The sequence below is a fragment of the Parafilimonas sp. genome, from assembly GCF_051953455.1.
GTDB lineage: Bacteria > Bacteroidota > Bacteroidia > Chitinophagales > Chitinophagaceae > Parafilimonas.
In genome coordinates, this window is the sequence record NZ_JBQCIT010000007.1 from 100,488 (window position 1) to 116,659 (window position 16,172).

Sequence of the window (16,172 nt, forward strand, 5' to 3'; positions counted from 1 at the left end):
GTCCATTTATCCTGATCTCAGGCTGTGTAATTCTTATCATACCTGGGTGGCCCGCTTATGTTTTAAGCCCTGGCTTTGACTAATCTTGTTCTTTACAACAGGCGGTTGAATATATTGATACTAAATTCTTATTTTTAAAACCCGTTCAGTCTTATGCCAAGCCCTGGCCCATCAGCTACAGTAATAACGCCGTTATTATATGTTAGGCCGGCAGCAATATCTTCTTTCAATAACAACGGCCCGTCCATGTCAACAAAATCCAATTGAGGCAGGAATTGTGCAATGGCAGCAGAGCCAACGGTGCATTCATTCATGCTGCCCATCATTATTTTTAAATTAAGCTGCCTTGCTTTTTCAATCATTCGCAATGCAGGTGTAATGCCGCTGCATTTTACCAGCTTTATATTAATGCCATGAAAATGGCCAACACATTTTTCTACATCATTTTCAAACACACAACTTTCATCGGCCAGCAATGGGAGAGAGGATTGTTCGTATAAAATTTTCATATCAGCCCAGGCATCTTTTGCCAGGGGTTGTTCAATCAATTCAACGCCTAAACTTTTTAACACAGGGATTTTTTTAAGCGCTTCTTTTAACTGCCAGCCTGCATTGGCGTCAACCCGAAATACAGCATTGGTATGTTTGCGCAAAGCTTCTATTGTTTCAATATCATTTTCTGTACCCACTTTTATTTTATATACCGGCCAGGGTTTGCGTTGCATCTTTTCAATCATCTTATCTATGCTGTCAATGCCCAATGTATAATCGCAGACAGGAATATTTTCCCAAGTGGTATTCCAGAGTTTATATAAAGGCTGGTTGCGCATTTTTCCGAATAAATCCCAGGCGGCCATATCCAATGCGCAAACAAGAAAGGGATTGTTTGGGATAAGATGATGCAGGTAATGCCAGTAACGGTCGGGTGCAGTAAAAGCAAATTTTTCAATCATTGTTTTTTTCTTTTCAATGTCTTCTATCATTTGCTCAACGGTAATATTATAGTAAGTGATAGCAGGTGCTTCACCATAGCCAATAAGATTGCCTAATTGCAAGGCAACAATTAAAGAAGGCTGATGTGTTTTTGTTCTTCCACCTGAAATGGTGAATGGATATTCAAACTGCAGGTTTATTTTTTTATAATGAAGTTTCAATTTATCAAGTTTCAATATTGATTTAATATAGGTGTTGTTTTTTTGGGCGCAGGAGATTTGTAAATGCCTGCTTAACCAGGTTGGCTTAAATTATCCTCATTCATTGCCAATGCTGCAATATAACCATCCGTCCATGCATTTTGAAAATTGAAGCCACCTGTCACTGCATCAATGTTTAACACCTCGCCTGCAAAATAAAGGTTTGGTAAAACTTTACTGCGCATGGTTTTAAAATCTATTTCCTTTAAATCAATACCGCCTGCTGTAACAAATTCCTCTTTAAAAGTGCTTTTGCCTCTAATAGTAAAACTGCATTGGCAAAGTTGCTGCGCCAGTTGCTGCAACTGTATTTTGGAAACATCAGCCCATCTTGCTTGCCTATTGATGGATGCCGCCTGCACAAGGCTTTCCCATAAACGGTTAGGAATTGTAAAAGGTGATTTAGCAATGATAATCTTTTGCGGCTGTTGATCTTTCAGCGATTTTAATTTTTGAAAAATTGATTCCGCCTCTTCATCGGGTAACCAGTTTACAATTAATGTGAATGCATAATTCTTTTCATGTAAAATACGGGCGCCCCATGCAGATAATTTTAAAATAGCCGGGCCGCTCATGCCCCAATGTGTAATCAGCAAAGGGCCTGATGAACGCAATTTTGTATCTTTTATATGCACCGATGCATTGGCTGCAACGCCGGGCAAATGAATGATGCGCTCATCTTTGCAATTAAAAGTAAACAACGATGGAACAGGCGGTACAATTGTATGGCCGAGCTGCTGCAGCAACTTCCACATAGCAGGGCTGCTGCCTGTTGCAATGCAAAGTTTTTTTGTCGTGAAAATATTTTGCTGTGTCTGCAATTGCCAGCTATCATTATATTGAATTGACAATACATTTTCACCTGTAAATAATTGTATGCGCAATGATTGTTGCAGGTGGATAAAACAATCAATAACAGCCTGCGATGTATTGGCCTGTGGAAACATGCGCCCATCATCTTCTTTCTTTATCAATACACCATGCTGCTGAAACCATTTCACCGTGTCTGCTGTTGCAAACGTGTGGAATGGCCCGCGTAATTCTTTATTGCCACGCGGATAGTAGTTTGTTAATTCGTTTGCATCAAAACAGGCATGTGTAACATTGCAGCGGCCACCACCGGAAATACGCACTTTGGAAAGTACTTCCTTTCCTCTTTCAAGTATGGCAATTTTAAGCGAAGCATTTTTTTCAGCAAGGTTAATAGCTGTGAAAAAACCTGCCGCGCCGCCGCCAATAATAATTACATCAAACTGATGCTGCATAGCTGCGAAGATATTGCAGGCAAACCTTGCATGCATAATAAAAGCAGACATTATCGCCTGCTTTTATTGTTGACAATTATGAAAAAAACAAATCTTTACGATTGCATTTCCCTATGATACTCTTTATCGTAAGCTTTAATAATGGCTTTTACAAGGCGGTGGCGAACCACATCTTCTTCATCCAGCTCAATATGCGCAATGCCATTTATGTTTTGAAGAATACGTATTGCTTTATCCAATCCACTGCGCTGGTTTTTAGGAAGGTCGACCTGCGTGGGATCGCCCGTTATAATGGCTTTTGCATTAGCGCCAATACGGGTTAAAAACATTTTGAGCTGAAGATCGTTTGAGTTCTGTGCTTCATCCAGGATAATAAAGGCATGATCGAGTGTTCGGCCACGCATATATGCCAGCGGCGCAATTTCAATGGTGCGTGTGCTCATGTAATAGCCTAACTTATCGGCAGGAATCATATCATCCAGCGCATCATATAAAGGCCGCAGATAGGGATCAATTTTTTCTTTTAAATCGCCGGGTAAAAAGCCAAGGCTTTCGCCTGCTTCCACTGCCGGTCTTGTGAGAATAATTTTTTTAACAAGTTTATTTTTTAATGCCCTTACGGCAATAGCAACTGCCGTATAGGTTTTACCGGTACCGGCCGGGCCAATAGCAAATACGATATCGTTTGAATCGGCGGCCTGCACCATTCTTTTTTGATTGGCTGTTCTGGCGCGAACTGTTTTTCCATTAGGCCCGAAAACAAGGATATCATTCGGGTTTTTATCAACAAAATTGTCAATGGTTTCTGCATCATCGCCGCCAAGAATCTGTTCAAAATAATTATCACTTAAATCGCCGTTACGTTCCATGTATTGTACGATAAGATCAATTTTTTCTTTGGCTGATTCTACCTGTTCCGGTGCGCCGCTTAGTTTTAGCTGCGTACCTCTTGAAAGTATTTTTAAGAGCGGGAATTTTTTTCGCAGAATATCAAGTTTCCTGTTGTTTACGCCGAAAAATTCTATTGGATTTAATGTGTCGAGATTAATAATTGTTTCTGTCAAAGGTGTTAAGTTTTTGTAATTGAATGTTATTTAATAATTGTTGCAACCAACCGTTCTCAAATATATTTTTGAAAGGAACGAATCACAATTATTGTTGTTCACACGATGTTAATTAGTAATGCCTATAAAATTAGTAATAAAAGTGAAAAGGTTATCTTAAATAAAGATGAACAAATCGTGAATTTGTATATAGGATTTAACCGTGAATCTTGAAAAACGTGAATACTACTTAAAGTGAACCCGGATAAGATTAGTCAGCTACCGTCATTTCGAAGGAGCATTGCAAAATCATTTTCTTTTAACCGGATCATTCATGCGACTGAGAAATCTCCGGAAATTAAGGTTGGGAGCCAAAATAAAATATCTTAGAACAACCATTTTATTCAACACAATGACAAAAGGCGGAAGTGTTTACATAATGACAAATAAATTAAAGACCACTTTATATATTGGTGTAACATCAGATCTGCAGGCAAGGATCCGCCAACATAAAAATCATTTTTTTAAAGGCAGCTTTACTGCTGAATACAACCTAGAATATTGTGTGTATTATGCAAACTTTTTTTCAATAGAGAAGAAGCAATCCTAAGAGAAAAGCAAATAAAAAAGTGGAGCAGGCTAAAGAAAGAAAAATTGATCAATTCAATAAATCCAAATTGGGTTGATCTGTGGATTGAAATTGAAAAATGGTAATATATTGTTTGTAAACTTAAATAATTATTCAAGCTCTCTAAATTTCGGGAGATTTCTCCTATCGTCGAAATGACGTTCTAAGTGATTTATATTTTACAGCCATCTTTAATTTCATAATCCATATCTAAATATTTCTTATCCCAAACTCATATCATTTAAGATTTTGCCACAGATGCACAAATTTTCATCTGTGCATCTATGGCTGATATTTTATTGTTCCAAAAGGTTTTTAATGATCACCATTTGACCCAAGTGATAATGTGCATGTTCTGCGGTGCCCTGCAGATTTTTATAAAAAGTTGATTTGCCTTCAGCATAAGTTTCATCCAGCTTATGCACAGGAAAATCTTTAACTGCATTTGCCAGTTGTATAAATGAATTATGGGCTTTTTCTTTAAGCGCAAGCCAGTCTTCTTCACTTTTTAATTCTTCAACATCAAAACCGTTTGTTTGCAGCACCTGTGGATTTTCACCCTGCATTCTCTGCAACATAATTTTATTCCAGTAATATAAATGGTGTAATAAAGATGCAATGGTATTGGGCGAACCGGCAGTGCGCTGCTGTGCCTGCTGAAAATTAATATTATTAATGGTATCAGCAATGCATACCTCCGTCCAGTTATTACCTTCATAAACCTGGCGTATATGCGCTGCAATTAAGCTTGTAATTATCATAGTGTGTTAGCATTTTTTAAAGAAATCAGGCTGAATAATGTATTAATAAGATTCTGTTTCTGAAGGAAAATCGTTTGCCTTTACATCTTTCACATATTGTTGCACAGCGCCCGTAATCTCATCAGCCATATTAAGATACTGGCGTAGAAAACGTGGTTTAAATTCAGTGTTTATACCAAGCATATCATGCATAACCAACACCTGGCCATCACAATATTTGCCTGCGCCAATGCCAATGGTTGGTATGCTTAAATTTTCGGTAACTTCTTTTGCAAGCAAGGCCGGGATTTTTTCAAGCACTATTGCAAAACAGCCTGCTTCTTCCAGCAGCTTCGCATCATTGCGCAGCTTATTAGCTTCGGCTTCTTCTTTTGCACGCACATTATACGTCCCGAATTTATAAATGCTTTGCGGCGTTAAGCCAAGATGCCCCATTACCGGGATGCCTGCAGATATGATGCGCTTTACACTTTCCAGCACTTCTTCACCGCCCTCTAATTTTATGGCATGCGCACCGGTTTCCTTCATCATGCGGATAGCGGAAGCCAATGCCACATCTGAATTGGACTGATAAGAGCCAAAAGGCAGATCAACCACCACCAAACAACGGTTTACACCTCTAATGACGGATGAAGCATGATAGATCATGTGCTCCAGTGTAATAGGTAATGTGGTTTCATGGCCGGCCATAACATTGCTGGCGCTGTCGCCCACAAGGATCACATCAATATTAGCGCTGTCAATTAGCTTGGCGAACGAAAAATCGTAGGCGGTAAGCATGGCAATTTTTTCGCCCTGCATTTTCATGCGCTGTAATGTATGGGTGGTAATTTTTTTTACTTCTTTGTGTGTTGACATCTGAATAAATTAATTGGTGATAGAAGCTGAATATGACCCTGCGTTAGAATAAAACATATCCAGATGCCGGTGCAAATATGCTGATTATTTTTTATTTTGTATTTCTTCGTACAGCTTTTGTATAAGACCGTCTGCCAGGCCTATTTTAGGCACATATATTTCTTCTATACCGGCCCAGCGCATTACGTTTACATAAATCTGCAGGGCGGGCACAATTACATCGGCGCGGTCGTCTTTCATTTTGTATGTGCGGATTCGTTCGCTTAATGAAAAACTGGAAAGCTCTTTATAATAATCTTTCAATAATTCAAAGGAGAGCGGCTTGCCATCTTTTCGTTTGCTTAATGAAAACACTTTGTTGATGTTACCACCGGAACCTATAGCAATTACCGGGAGTTTGCTTTTGATATTGGTTTTAACCTTTGCTTTAAATCCATCCCACATCGATTCATCAACCATGTTTTTTAATATGCGGATAGTGCCGATGTTTACAGATTCTTTATAACGCAGTTTACCATCGGCAATAAAACTTAATTCGGTACTGCCACCGCCCACATCAATGTATAAATATGCATGTTCCCGGCCGAGGTTTTCTGCAATATGATTTTCGTAGATCATGGTTGCTTCCTCATCGCCGTTAAGAATATTTATTTTAATACCGGTTTCAAGTTTTACCTGTTTTATTATGTCCGGGCCATTAACAGCATCCCGCATAGCACTGGTGGCACAGGCTTTCACTTGTTTTACCTCATATGCTTTCAGCAAAAAACTAAATGCCTTCATGGTTTGCATAAGCATTACAATTTTTTTACTGCCTATTTCATTTTTTTCAAACACATCAAAACCCAGGCGTAACGGCACACGTATTAAGTTGAGTTTGGTAAGTTCGGATCTGCCTTCATCATCGGGTCTTACCTCAGAAATTAATAGTCTTGCTGCATTACTGCCAATATCTATTGCGGCTAATCTCAATATCTTTTATTTATGGTTCAATGCGGCGAAAGATACAATGTTTACAGAAAGACGAAAATAAGCGGAGCGTTATCTGTGTAAAGTGTGGAAGAAAATAATTTGCAGGTAATCTTTAAAGCTGTTGAAAATGAAAAAGGTTGTTGAAAGATTTCAACAACCTTTTATATAATTAAATAAGCCTGCTTTAATTGGTGGTTGCAGGAGATGTAACTGTAGAATCTGGTTCGGGCGCTTTATCAATCAATTCCATAAACTGGTCAAGTTTAGGCGTAATGATGATTTGCGTACGCCTGTTCTTTGCTTTTCCATCAGGTGTATCATTGCTGGCAACAGGATTGTATTCGCCGCGGCCGCCTGCTGTAAGGCGCTTCGGATCAACACCAAAAGTATTTTGCAAAGCCTGCACCACAGAAGATGCCCTTAATGTACTTAAATCCCAGTTGTTGCGGATGTTTGGTTTTGAAATAGGCACATTGTCGGTATTACCTTCAATCAACACTTCAAAATCTTTATAATCCATAATTATTTTGGCAATCTTAGATAATGTTTCGTTGGCTTTATCAGATATTTCGTAGCTGCCTGATTTATACAGCATGTTATCAGATAAAGAAATATATACAACACCTTTCAATACCTGCACATCCACATCTTTCATTTCTTCACGGCTCAATGACCGTGTAAGGTTATTGGTTAATACCATATTTAAAGAATCGCTTTTATTCTTTGAATTAACCAGTTGCTGTATATACTTGTTGGAAGAATTTATTTCATCAACAAGCTTTGAAATATTTACGTTGCCCTGGCTTGTAGAAGTAAGACATTTATCCAATGCAGCCTGGAGTGATTGTGCATTAGCCTGTTGGGTTTGAGCATTGGCGCGTTCTGCCCTTAACTGGTCCTGCAGCCCTGCTATTTTTACGTTTGCTGAACTTAAATTGCTCTGGCAGTCTGCATTTTCTTTTCCAATTGCATTCATCCTCCCTTGTAAACTGCTGTAATCTGCCTGTAATGCCTGGTACTTTTTAGTGCCTACACAACTGGTAGCAAGTATTGCCATGGCGGTGGCGCTAATCATTAAAGAAGATTTAATTTTCACGATAATATATTTTGTGTTTATTAATATGTTGCTAATTACAAAATTTCGACCAAGTTTTTCAATTTTATATTATTTATCTTTTTTATAGATAGTAATGATAAATTTTTATGAATGTTTAGTAGGCAGGTTTGCATTAAACAATAGTATGGATTTTTGTAGTATTGAATTTTCTAAATATTAATCACATTTTTAAATACGCTGACATGGATTTACAACTGAAAGACAAGACCGCGTTAGTTACCGGTTCCACAGCAGGCATTGGATATGCTATTGCAAAAAATTTATTGAAAGAAGGTGCAAGGGTTATCATTAATGGCCGTGGTAATAAAAGAATAAACGAAGCAATTGAAACATTAAAAAAAGACGTACCCGCTGCTGATGTAAGCGGCGTTGCAGCCGATTTTTCAAAGAAAGATGACGTTGATAATCTTATAAAACAGGTTCCGTTTGTGGATATACTTATTAATAATGCAGGCACTTTCGGCCCAAAGCCGTTTGTAGATATTCCAGATGAGGAATGGTTTACTTTTTTTGAAGTGAATGTAATGAGCGGTGTGCGTTTATCGCGTCATTATTTTCCAAAAATGCTAAAACAAAATTGGGGAAGGGTCATCTTTATCTCGAGTGAATCTGCCTTACAGATTCCTGAAGAGATGATACATTACGGTATGACAAAAACGGCGCAGCTTGCCGTAAGCCGCGGCCTTGCTGAACTTACAAAAGGCACTAATGTTACGGTGAACGCCATATTGCCCGGCCCCACAAAATCAGAAGGCGTGGGTGGGTTTATTGAAAGCCTTTCCAAAGAGCAAAACAAGCCGGTGAATGAGGTGGAAAAAGATTTTTTTAAAATGATGCGCCCCACATCAATCATACAACGCTTTGCAACCACGGAAGAAGTGGCCAACCTTGTAACTTATGTTGCAAGCCCACTTTCATCTGCAACAAACGGCTCCGCACTAAGGGTTGATGGTGGTGTTGTAAAAGCAGCCGTATAAATTATCATGTTTAAGTGTTGGCTATTAAACTTATATAGAAACAGATTGAACCGTCATTTCGACGACAGGAGAAATCTCTGCCTTATTTTGAAATTTATAACTGTACAGAGATGTCTCGTCACCTCGACATGACGAACTAAGAACGTCATTGAATAGGTGCTCTCTAAAATTTTTAATAGCAAAACAGGTTATGTGTAATATAAATAGATAAGCCACAAATGCCAGTATAGTAATGTGTATTTCGTGGCTATTGTTTAACCGCATTATATCAATTCTGCACAAGCATATTGTATAAACGGTCATCGTTTTTGTAAATGTCTTTTCTGAAATTTACTTCCCCGTTACCATCTATATAAGCCGTGAAATAACCAATATAAACCGGTATTGTTTGTTTTAATGTTACCCATTTTTCTTTGCCTGCATGCATGGCCTCATCAATTTTTTCCTGCGTCCATTCAGGGTTTCGCCTCAATACCCTTATGGCAAGATCGCGTGGTTTTGCCACACGGATACATCCATGACTAAATGCGCGGTTAGTTTCATTAAACAAAGACTTGGAGGGTGTATCGTGCAGGTAAATATTGTTTGAATTGGGGAAAAGAAATTTTACAAGGCCAAGCGAGTTTCTTGGCCCGGGTTTTTGCCGTACCTGGCCGCCATTCCATTCCATATTATGTGCAGCCAGGTAGTTTTTATTACGCGCCATGCCCGGTTTTACTTCTTTGTTAATAATACTTTTCGGCACATTCCAATAAGGGCTGAATACAACATATCTCATATCCCCGCTAAAAATTACCGTCTTATTCATGGGTGTGCCCACCACAACCCCGCACCGCCAAACCGGCTTTGCATTTTCATAATATACCAGCGTATATTCAGGAATGTTTACGAGAATAAATTCTTTTGAAACAGTTGTGTCTTCAGGCAACCAGCGCAAACGTTCCATATTCACCATTATCTGTTCAATACGTTTTTTTGCAGGCACATTCAGCTCTGTAACCAGTTCATTGGAAAGCAGCGAATCCTGTTTTAAGCCATATACATCTTTAAGTTTTCGCACAACGCCTGCGAGGTTTTGATCATACACCTGGCCTGCTGTATCTGCAGCCGTTATATAACCTAACTGCATTAATCTTTTTCTAACAGCAGCAACTGTTGCGGAAGAATCTTTTTGTTTGATGGATTTTTTTATGGCAGGAATTATTACTTCATCATCTTTCGATTCAATATCCCGGTAATGTGCCAGCGCTTTTTTCAAGCCGTTATATTGCAGGCCTGTTACATCGCCTCTTGATTCGCCAAAACTTCCCGAATTTAAATTGTTCGCAAGTAATGTAGAATAGGATAATTTTTTTCGCGGCAGGTACCAGTTAATAGAATCTGCTTTGCCATTAAGCGTACCGGCATATATTTTCTTCGCGTAATAAAAATACTCACCTGTAAGCATTAATTCGGTTGTAATATCAGGCGCACGCAGATCGGTTGTGTGCAGCAATTCCTCCAGTGTATCTTTATACGGGATATAAGCCGTTACACCTTCCTGCTTTACTTCGTTAAGGCTTGATGTAAGCGCACCCGCTGTTTCAATCAGGCCATTCTTATCATACCAGGCATAGTTATAATTGTTGGCCCGGTAAAATGTATCAAATTCTTTGCTGAACTGTTTAAAGAGCGGCATGCTATCGAGAAATTCCCGTATATGGTTACTGTCGAATTTTATGCCTGAATTAAGATTAAAACTTCCAGGCGCTACCTCTTCGTGAACAGCCTTTTCTTCAGGAACTCTATTTTTATTTTCAGAATTGCAGGAATAAAGAAATAATAATACTGCACAAAATGCACCCAATGCGAATTTGAACTTGAGCATATATGCATATTTAAAAATATTCTTTGTAAATGAAAACGATTATAAGTGAAAGTATTTATAAATCAAAATGCAGCTTAACATTTGCGGCGGGGTTACAAATAGCTTAACCACCATTGCGAATGGGTTTTCCGGTAAGTATCAAACCACTTGCAGGGTTTATATAAAGCAAGAATTACGGTTATCCATAAAACATACACTATTCCCAGGCTAAAACCAAAATGCTGCGGGCGAAACAGGAACGGCGAATTCATATCAACAATATCTTTTGACGTGTGGCCAGAAACAAAAAACAGTATAACGCATATAACATGTATCAGGAAAAAATGCAGCACATAATAAAAGAATGGCACCCTTCCATACATGCCTGCAAACCGCGCCAATTTATTTTGAACGGTCTCCGTTAAGGCAAGCAAAACAATTACCGGCCCAAGCGTCATACATAAATAACAAAGTGACGGCGGGTATTTTGATGTATTTAAAAAAGATAAAAATGTATAAAGGGCATTCTTTTGTTTTGACCAGTGGCTGGGATCGCCATATTGATTAATATATCTTAAAACGATAAAGAAAATAATAACTGCAAAACCGATAGAGAGTATTGTTTTTTTTCTTTTAACATCATCGGGCTGCTGATATAGTTTGCCAAAACCATAGCCTAAAAACATTACGCCTGTCCAGGGAAGAATGGCGTAAAGATCAAGAACAAAACGGGTTTCGCCGTACTTAAAAACTGTGCCGAAGGCAGTGAACAAAATACTCCATAATACATGGCCAACACCCTGTTGCGGCAACTGAACATAATCAAGTATATTATGCCCGAAAAATAAAACAGCGCCGGTTATAATAATAAGTTTTGTGGAAGTTCTTACCAGTAAACCCAGCAATATCATGCTCCATCCTATCACCCAAATAACCTGCAAAAAAATAATGTTGTAAAGCGGGTTAAAAGAAAATATCAGCGACATAATTACTATTTCAACAATTAGCAGCCATAACCCTCGCTTCATTAAAAAAGTGCTTAGTTCTTTTTTGCTTTTACGCCGGCCTGCAAGAAATGCAGAGGTGCCCGATAAAAACACGAATGCCGGTGCACAAAAATGCGTTATCCATCTTGTAAAAAATAGCAGGGGAGTAGTTGTATTAAAGTTTAACGGATCATCTGTCATGGCGGTGGCATGAAAAAAATCTCGGGTATGATCCAGCGCCATAATAAGCATTACAATGCCGCGTAAAATATCGATTGACTGAATACGTTGTTTTGTTTGCTGCAAGGCAGGTGGCATAAATGGTGTTTAGAATGGCAAGATAAAACATTCCTTCATTGCTATATTGTTAGGGTTGCTTATAAATAAAAATGCACGGATATAAATATCCGTGCACCTGTTGATGTTAACCGCAGGCATTGCTATTCACCCGCTGCCACTTAAGACTATCTTTCTTCATCAAGCCGGAAAGAAATTTTGCATATCACGCCGTACGTACTGATCTTGCCATCTTTTACATGCGCTTTAATATCTTTTACAAATACAGAATCAATATTGTGTACTGTTTTGGAAGCTTCCTGCACTGCTGACTGCAGCGCATCTTCAATACTTTTTTCTGAAGAAGCAATTACTTCAATAACTTTTACAATTGGCATAGAGCAATGTTTTAAGTGAATGATTCATTCAGAATAGCAATTACTATACCGTATCTTTTAATTGCATGATATTGTAATTTGTTTATGCGCCAATCAATCCCGAAATTTATATGGGCTCACACTGATAATCATAAAACATATTAGCATGAATACAGTCACTAATATTTTGGACAAAGCCGGCATCCGCATTGAAGGGTACAGGTTATACTTTCAATAAAAGATATGAATGCGAGCAGGCATTTACTTATGCAGAGGGGAGCAGGGAAACCCTGGCACCTGGCTTTGGATAGGTTTTGATGGCGATATATTTAAACTGCAGGATGAATTGAAAGCAAAAGGTGTAAAAATAAAAAAGCCGCCCACCAATTTTTCCTGGGCGATGGAAATGCATGTGGAAGACCCTGATGGGCATGTGCTGCGTTTTGGAAAAGAGCCTGATAATAACCAGCCTTTTGCTGATAATAATCAATAACTATATGCATTAAAAAAGTTAAGTCCGGTTTTATGGACAAAAAACCTGCATGAAACTATTTCTTTTTATGAAACAGTATGAGGTTTTAAAAGCCGCAGTAACTTTCCAAACTTTGCGTCGCTTTATAAAGATAATGTTGAGATAATGGCAATGGTGCCAACGGCTGAGCCAGGTGAAGAAGAGAATTTTTTTCCAAAGCCATTGCTAACCGGCAGCATATATATTTTTATGAAAGATGTTGATGCACTTTGGGAAACCGTAAAGAATAAAGCCACAATAAAAACATCCATCTGTGACAGGGAGTATTGGATGCGGGATTTTTCTATTACAGATAATAACGGGTATGAGATTGTTTTTGGAGAAGATATCAGCAACCACTGATCATAAGCATTGTCTTTCAAAAAATATTTATACATGGAAATAAATATTCTTAAAACCGACGTTCAGCAAATACAACTTTTGCGCAATTTATTTCTTCATGAAAACCATTTTCAGTTTGTATATAATAAATGCCATTTGTATGGATGGGCTGATACATATTCATTCATCATTGATGATGTAATAACCGGCTATGGCGCAGTGTGGGGCAAAGACAGGCGCGAAGACCGTGATACAATTTTTGAGTTTTATATTATTGATACTTTCAGAAAATATACAAACAATATCTTCGGAAAATTTAAAGATGCCTGTGGGGCAACATTTATACAATGCCAGACTAATGATGCACTGCTAAGCTCTTTGTTGTATGAACACACGGCTAACATAAATGCCGAAGCCATTCTTTTTGAAGATAATTTTCAAACCAATTTTTTTATTCTGCAGTTAAGCCTTGAAAAAGACAAGAGAGAAAATAATAATCCCAACGATTGTGCTTACATCTTAAAACTGCAGGATGAAACGGTTGCCACCGGCGGTTTAATGCTTAACTATAACCTGCCATACGCAGATGTATATTATGAAGTAAAGGAAGATTATCGCCGTAAAGGGTTTGGCAGTTTTATGTTGCAGCAATTAAAAAAGGAAGCGTATAAAATGCAGCGTGTTCCTGCTGCACGTTGTAATATTAAAAACACCATATCAAAATCTGCTTTATTAAAAGCAGGGTTTAAAATTTGTGGCTTTATAGTAACCGGCGAAATAATAAAAAAGGCCTGAGAATTATGAAACTGCCGGCAGTACAAATTTAAAAGCTGTTCCTTTTCCCGGTTCGCTTATTACTTCAATTGTAGTTTGATGCAGCTCTAATATTTTTTTTACAATGGCAAGGCCAATACCCATACCTTTTTTGGGCGTGGTTTCTTTGCCCAGTTGTTTGTAACGTTCAAAAATATACGCCTGGTCTTCAGGTGCAATGCCTATGCCGGTATCGGCAACCTGAACTTTAATTCCGGAATTTGTTTCTGATAATCTGATGGTAATTTCACCGCCATCAGGCGTGAACTTAAAAGCATTATCCAGTAAATTTTGAAATACCCTTTCTGTTAATGCAATATCAGCAAATACCTGCGGGAGATTTGGATGCGCCTGCATTTTCAAATGAATTTTTCTTTCATTTGCCTTAAGCTGGTAACTCATTAAAATATCTGAAGCAAGTTCGCTTATAAAAAATGCTTCTTTTTCCGGTGTTACCAAATTGGCTTCCAGCTTGGCATATTGAAATAACTGTTCAACAAGCCCCGATAATTTTTTGGCACTGTCATGTACAACGGCCAGGTATTTTTCTTTATCATTTTCTGAAAGCACATTTTTTTTCATCATCAATGTTTCCACGTATCCCTGCATGATAGACAATGGTGTGCGGAGATCATGCGATACATTGGCAATAAGCTCCTGCCTGAATTTATCAGTAGCCGTTATTTTATCAAAATTATCCACGATCACATCCGCCATTTCATTAAATGTAGTACTTAACATTCCCAAATCGCCTGAAGCATTTCCTTCAATGCGGGCAGAATAATCGCCTTCCTTAAAACGCTTTACTACCGAAGTAATTTTAGAAATACTGCTTGTCATCAGAAAGAAGATAACAACACCCACTATTAATGCAACCAGCAATGCCGCAAAAAAAATGTAAGTGCCAAGCCTGAAGTATAACTGGTTATTAATGGAACTTAAAATTTCCTTTTGTTTTTCGCTTGCCAGCACCGCATATACATACCCTGTAAGCTTTCCGTTTTCATATACAGGTGCAGCGGAAAAAATGCTGGGTTCTGCGGGTTGCTTTGGATTATCGCCCATCGGGCGGTGCATGGCATCGGCGGTAAGCCATTGCTTCACAGTATTAATGTTCACATGATGCACCTGCACCGTTGTATCGGGCACCACATAATCTGTAATGTTGCCTGCCGTATCTAATAAATATACTTCCACGCTTGGATTAGCCACCATGGTAGAATGTATGATATCGTGTGTAACAGCAGTATCCGGTTTGCCGTTTTTAAGTGGCTGTGTAAAACTGGCAAGATGTTGCGCAATATCTCCGTATAATTCCTGGTGTGCAGTGGTAAAATACGATGTAGAAAACCGGGAGGCTATCAGCGCAAACACAATGCCCAATACAACAAGAAGCCCTGTGAACACAGCCGTTATCTTCCAGAATAATAAATTGCCTTTTATTTTTTTTACCGGCATCGTATCAATTTTTATAAGCGTGAAATGAGCTGCGAATGACTCATAATTCCTCATTAAACCTGTAACCAACGCCCCAGGTTGTTAGTATATATTTTGGATTGGAAACATCATCTTCAATCTTTCCGCGCAAACGGTTAATGTGGCTATTCACCGTATGTTCATAGCCTTCAAAATCGTAGCCCCAAACAAGGTTCAATAAACGTTTGCGGCTATAACTTTTGCCTGGGTTAGATGCCAGCAATGCCATCAGTTCAAATTCTCTTGGCGAAAGCTCCACGCGCATATTGTTGAGTGTAACTTTTCGTTTGTCCAAATCAATTTCCAGGCCGCCATAAGTAATAATGGAAGATGTGGGTGTAGCGTCCTGCAAGGCCTCGTTATCTTCTTTCCTGCGGAAAATAACTTTTACCCTTGCAATAAATTCTCTTATGCTGAAGGGTTTGGTAAGATAATCGTCTGCGCCTGTTTCAAGGCCCATCACCTTATCAATTTCTTCCGACTTTGCCGTAAGCATGAGAATAGGTGTAAGCCTGTCGGTTTGCCGTATCTTCCTGCAAATTTCCATACCGTTAAGGCCGGGCAGCATAATATCAAGAATTACTAAATCGAACTGTTCCTCTTTGGCAATTGTTAAACCTTTTTGACCGTTGGCTTCCGCTATAATCCTGCAGCCCAAGTCGTAAAGATGTATGGTGAGCAGCTCCACGATGTTGGCGTCATCTTCTATTATCAAAACTTTTTTATCCATA

At 38.6% G+C, this 16,172-nt stretch carries 17 protein-coding genes; 5 read left to right on the top strand and 12 right to left on the bottom strand.

Annotation, left to right across the window (positions count from 1 at the left end; all coding sequences use genetic code 11):
• Positions 1-134: 134 nt before the first annotated feature.
• The 3 genes from ACTHN6_RS02010 to ACTHN6_RS02020 form a co-directional block, all read right to left on the bottom strand.
• Entirely contained in the window at positions 135-1,154 is a 1,020-nt protein-coding gene (locus tag ACTHN6_RS02010; protein WP_440434039.1) for a dipeptide epimerase, read from the bottom strand.
• A gap of 71 nt (positions 1,155-1,225) precedes the next feature.
• On the bottom strand, positions 1,226-2,509 hold the full coding sequence (locus ACTHN6_RS02015) for an NAD(P)/FAD-dependent oxidoreductase (protein ID WP_440434040.1): 1,284 nt from the start codon (positions 2,507-2,509) through the stop codon (positions 1,226-1,228).
• Positions 2,510-2,553: 44 nt separating this feature from the next.
• Complete coding sequence (locus ACTHN6_RS02020; RefSeq protein WP_440434041.1) at positions 2,554-3,522, bottom strand: PhoH family protein; 969 nt, start codon at positions 3,520-3,522, stop codon at positions 2,554-2,556.
• A gap of 418 nt (positions 3,523-3,940) precedes the next feature.
• Between ACTHN6_RS02020 and ACTHN6_RS02025 the strand changes: the two genes are divergently transcribed.
• The gene (locus tag ACTHN6_RS02025; RefSeq protein ID WP_440434055.1) at positions 3,941-4,111 is read left to right on the top strand and encodes a GIY-YIG nuclease family protein; all 171 of its coding nucleotides are present in this window, start codon (positions 3,941-3,943) and stop codon (positions 4,109-4,111) included.
• A 314-nt stretch (positions 4,112-4,425) separates the two neighbouring features.
• Here ACTHN6_RS02025 and ACTHN6_RS02030 read toward each other — a convergent pair whose 3' ends face one another.
• The 4 genes from ACTHN6_RS02030 to ACTHN6_RS02045 form a co-directional block, all read right to left on the bottom strand.
• On the bottom strand, positions 4,426-4,890 hold the full coding sequence (locus ACTHN6_RS02030; RefSeq protein WP_440434042.1) for a DinB family protein: 465 nt from the start codon (positions 4,888-4,890) through the stop codon (positions 4,426-4,428).
• 42 nt (positions 4,891-4,932) lie between these two features.
• Positions 4,933-5,748 carry a 3-methyl-2-oxobutanoate hydroxymethyltransferase gene (gene panB / locus ACTHN6_RS02035; RefSeq protein ID WP_440434043.1) on the bottom strand — a complete coding sequence of 272 codons (816 nt, stop codon included), beginning with the start codon at positions 5,746-5,748 and terminating at the stop codon, positions 4,933-4,935.
• Between the two features lie 84 nt (positions 5,749-5,832).
• A complete protein-coding gene (locus ACTHN6_RS02040; protein WP_440434044.1) occupies positions 5,833-6,720 on the bottom strand; it encodes a Ppx/GppA phosphatase family protein in 888 nt (295 codons plus the stop codon).
• 184 nt (positions 6,721-6,904) lie between these two features.
• Entirely contained in the window at positions 6,905-7,816 is a 912-nt protein-coding gene (locus tag ACTHN6_RS02045; RefSeq protein WP_440434045.1) for an OmpA/MotB family protein, read from the bottom strand.
• A 203-nt stretch (positions 7,817-8,019) separates the two neighbouring features.
• On the opposite strand from ACTHN6_RS02045, the gene ACTHN6_RS02050 reads away from it, so the two are divergent.
• Positions 8,020-8,814 (top strand): SDR family NAD(P)-dependent oxidoreductase, encoded by a 795-nt coding sequence (locus ACTHN6_RS02050; RefSeq protein ID WP_440434046.1) that lies wholly within the window; start codon positions 8,020-8,022, stop codon positions 8,812-8,814.
• A gap of 268 nt (positions 8,815-9,082) precedes the next feature.
• On the opposite strand, the gene ACTHN6_RS02055 is transcribed toward ACTHN6_RS02050, so the two are convergent.
• The 3 genes from ACTHN6_RS02055 to ACTHN6_RS02065 form a co-directional block, all read right to left on the bottom strand.
• Positions 9,083-10,681, bottom strand: a complete 1,599-nt coding sequence (locus tag ACTHN6_RS02055; protein ID WP_440434047.1) for a L,D-transpeptidase family protein — start codon at positions 10,679-10,681, stop codon at positions 9,083-9,085.
• A gap of 92 nt (positions 10,682-10,773) precedes the next feature.
• Complete coding sequence (locus ACTHN6_RS02060) at positions 10,774-11,964, bottom strand: DUF1624 domain-containing protein (protein WP_440434048.1); 1,191 nt, start codon at positions 11,962-11,964, stop codon at positions 10,774-10,776.
• A 146-nt stretch (positions 11,965-12,110) separates the two neighbouring features.
• Positions 12,111-12,320: a dodecin family protein gene (locus ACTHN6_RS02065; protein WP_440434049.1), complete on the bottom strand. Its 210-nt coding sequence runs from the start codon at positions 12,318-12,320 to the stop codon at positions 12,111-12,113.
• Between the two features lie 226 nt (positions 12,321-12,546).
• Here ACTHN6_RS02065 and ACTHN6_RS02070 point away from each other — a divergent pair, with 226 nt between their 5' ends.
• The 3 genes from ACTHN6_RS02070 (at position 12,547) to ACTHN6_RS02080 (ending at position 13,947) form a co-directional block, all read left to right on the top strand.
• On the top strand, positions 12,547-12,792 hold the full coding sequence (locus ACTHN6_RS02070; protein ID WP_440434050.1) for a VOC family protein: 246 nt from the start codon (positions 12,547-12,549) through the stop codon (positions 12,790-12,792).
• 144 nt (positions 12,793-12,936) lie between these two features.
• Positions 12,937-13,173 (top strand): hypothetical protein, encoded by a 237-nt coding sequence (locus tag ACTHN6_RS02075; RefSeq protein WP_440434051.1) that lies wholly within the window; start codon positions 12,937-12,939, stop codon positions 13,171-13,173.
• Positions 13,174-13,206: 33 nt separating this feature from the next.
• A complete protein-coding gene (locus ACTHN6_RS02080; protein WP_440434052.1) occupies positions 13,207-13,947 on the top strand; it encodes a GNAT family N-acetyltransferase in 741 nt (246 codons plus the stop codon).
• A gap of 3 nt (positions 13,948-13,950) precedes the next feature.
• Here ACTHN6_RS02080 and ACTHN6_RS02085 read toward each other — a convergent pair whose 3' ends face one another.
• The gene (locus ACTHN6_RS02085) at positions 13,951-15,423 is read right to left on the bottom strand and encodes an ATP-binding protein (RefSeq protein WP_440434053.1); all 1,473 of its coding nucleotides are present in this window, start codon (positions 15,421-15,423) and stop codon (positions 13,951-13,953) included.
• A gap of 40 nt (positions 15,424-15,463) precedes the next feature.
• Positions 15,464-16,171 carry a response regulator transcription factor gene (locus tag ACTHN6_RS02090; protein ID WP_440434054.1) on the bottom strand — a complete coding sequence of 236 codons (708 nt, stop codon included), beginning with the start codon at positions 16,169-16,171 and terminating at the stop codon, positions 15,464-15,466.
• Position 16,172: the final 1 nt, after the last annotated feature.

Coding starts and splice junctions, on each gene's coding strand:
- ACTHN6_RS02015 (WP_440434040.1), bottom strand. CDS start 2,509: ATGTCTGCTTTTATTATGCATGCAAGGTTTGCCTGCAATATCTTCGCA.
- ACTHN6_RS02025 (WP_440434055.1), top strand. CDS start 3,941: ATGACAAATAAATTAAAGACCACTTTATATATTGGTGTAACATCAGAT.
- ACTHN6_RS02030 (WP_440434042.1), bottom strand. CDS start 4,890: ATGATAATTACAAGCTTAATTGCAGCGCATATACGCCAGGTTTATGAA.
- panB (WP_440434043.1), bottom strand. CDS start 5,748: ATGTCAACACACAAAGAAGTAAAAAAAATTACCACCCATACATTACAG.
- ACTHN6_RS02050 (WP_440434046.1), top strand. CDS start 8,020: ATGGATTTACAACTGAAAGACAAGACCGCGTTAGTTACCGGTTCCACA.
- ACTHN6_RS02055 (WP_440434047.1), bottom strand. CDS start 10,681: ATGCTCAAGTTCAAATTCGCATTGGGTGCATTTTGTGCAGTATTATTA.
- ACTHN6_RS02060 (WP_440434048.1), bottom strand. CDS start 11,964: ATGCCACCTGCCTTGCAGCAAACAAAACAACGTATTCAGTCAATCGAT.
- ACTHN6_RS02065 (WP_440434049.1), bottom strand. CDS start 12,320: ATGCCAATTGTAAAAGTTATTGAAGTAATTGCTTCTTCAGAAAAAAGT.
- ACTHN6_RS02070 (WP_440434050.1), top strand. CDS start 12,547: ATGCGAGCAGGCATTTACTTATGCAGAGGGGAGCAGGGAAACCCTGGC.
- ACTHN6_RS02075 (WP_440434051.1), top strand. CDS start 12,937: ATGGCAATGGTGCCAACGGCTGAGCCAGGTGAAGAAGAGAATTTTTTT.
- ACTHN6_RS02080 (WP_440434052.1), top strand. CDS start 13,207: ATGGAAATAAATATTCTTAAAACCGACGTTCAGCAAATACAACTTTTG.
- ACTHN6_RS02085 (WP_440434053.1), bottom strand. CDS start 15,423: ATGCCGGTAAAAAAAATAAAAGGCAATTTATTATTCTGGAAGATAACG.
- ACTHN6_RS02090 (WP_440434054.1), bottom strand. CDS start 16,171: ATGGATAAAAAAGTTTTGATAATAGAAGATGACGCCAACATCGTGGAG.